The following is a 1,950-nucleotide window of genomic DNA, read 5'->3' as shown; positions in this document are numbered from 1 at the left end:
TTGTATAGGGAAGTCCTCGATCGATTAGTATCCGTCAGCTCCACGTGTCACCACGCTTCCACCTCGGACCTATCTACCTCATCGTCTCTGAGGGATCTTACTCACTTGAAAGTGATGGGAAATCTCATCTCGAGGGGGGCTTCATGCTTAGATGCTTTCAGCACTTATCCCGACCGCACGTAGCTACCCAGCGATGCTCCTGGCGGAACAACTGGTGCACCAGCGGTGCGTCCATCCCGGTCCTCTCGTACTAAGGACAGCTCCTCTCAAATTTCCAACGCCCACGACGGATAGGGACCGAACTGTCTCACGACGTTCTGAACCCAGCTCGCGTACCGCTTTAATGGGCGAACAGCCCAACCCTTGGGACCGACTACAGCCCCAGGATGCGATGAGCCGACATCGAGGTGCCAAACCTCCCCGTCGATGTGGACTCTTGGGGGAGATAAGCCTGTTATCCCCGGGGTAGCTTTTATCCGTTGAGCGATGGCCCTTCCATGCGGAACCACCGGATCACTAAGCCCGACTTTCGTCCCTGCTCGACTTGTAGGTCTCGCAGTCAAGCTCCCTTGTGCCTTTACACTCTGCGAATGATTTCCAACCATTCTGAGGGAACCTTTGGGCGCCTCCGTTACCTTTTGGGAGGCGACCGCCCCAGTCAAACTGCCCACCTGACACTGTCTCCGGACCGGATCACGGTCCTGGGTTAGAATGTCCGTACAGCCAGGGTGGTATCCCACCGGCGCCTCCACCGAAGCTAGCGCTCCGGTTTCTCTGGCTCCCACCTATCCTGTACAAGCTGTACCAACATTCAATATCAGGCTGCAGTAAAGCTCCACGGGGTCTTTCCGTCCTGTCGCGGGTAATGCGCATCTTCACGCATAGTATAATTTCACCGGGTCTCTCGTTGAGACAGTGCCCAAGTCGTTGCACCTTTCGTGCGGGTCGGAACTTACCCGACAAGGAATTTCGCTACCTTAGGACCGTTATAGTTACGGCCGCCGTTTACTGGGGCTTCGGTTCAACGCTTCGCTTACGCTAACGCATCCCCTTAACCTTCCAGCACCGGGCAGGTGTCAGCCCCTATACTTCGCCTTACGGCTTCGCAGAGACCTGTGTTTTTGCTAAACAGTCGCTTGGGCCTTTTCACTGCGGCTCCTCGCAAGAGGAGCACCCCTTCTCCCGAAGTTACGGGGTCATTTTGCCGAGTTCCTTAACGAGAGTTCTCCCGCTCACCTTAGGATCCTCTCCTCGCCTACCTGTGTCGGTTTGCGGTACGGGCACCTCTTTCCTCACTAGAGGCTTTTCTTGGCAGTGTGAACTCAGGAGCTTCGGTACTATGGTTCCCTCCCCATCACAGCCTGACGTTGCCGGACGGATTTGCCTGTCCGACCGTCTCACTGCTTGGACGCGCTCATCCAATGGCGCGCTCTCCTTATCCTCCTGCGTCCCCCCGTCGTTCAAACGGAAAGGAGGTGGTACAGGAATATCAACCTGTTGTCCATCGCCTACGCCTTTCGGCCTCGGCTTAGGTCCCGACTAACCCTGAGAGGACGAGCCTTCCTCAGGAAACCTTAGGCTTTCGGTGAAAGAGATTCTCACTCTTTTTTCGCTACTCATACCGGCATTCTCACTTCTAAGCGCTCCACCAGTCCTCACGGTCTGACTTCGCGGCCCTTAGAACGCTCTCCTACCACTGATCGTAAGATCAATCCGCAGCTTCGGTGATGTGTTTAGCCCCGGTATATTTTCGGCGCAGAGTCACTCGACCAGTGAGCTATTACGCACTCTTTAAATGATGGCTGCTTCTAAGCCAACATCCTGGTTGTCTAAGCAACTCCACATCCTTTTCCACTTAACACATACTTGGGGACCTTAGCTGGCGGTCTGGGCTGTTTCCCTCTCGACTATGAACCTTATCACCCATAGTCTGACTCCCAGAGCTAAGTC

At 55.0% G+C, this 1,950-nt stretch carries 1 rRNA gene; it reads right to left on the bottom strand.

The annotated features are described in order from the left end of the window. Window positions 1-4: 4 nt before the first annotated feature. Window positions 5-1,950: ribosomal RNA gene (locus tag JOC33_RS20195) — 23S ribosomal RNA — on the bottom strand; the annotation flags it as partial.

The organism is Thalassobacillus pellis (assembly GCF_016908295.1).
Lineage (GTDB): Bacteria > Bacillota > Bacilli > Bacillales > Halobacillaceae > Thalassobacillus > Thalassobacillus pellis.
Note: the sequence above shows the minus strand (reverse complement) of the source record. Positions and strands in the feature narration are given on the sequence as shown.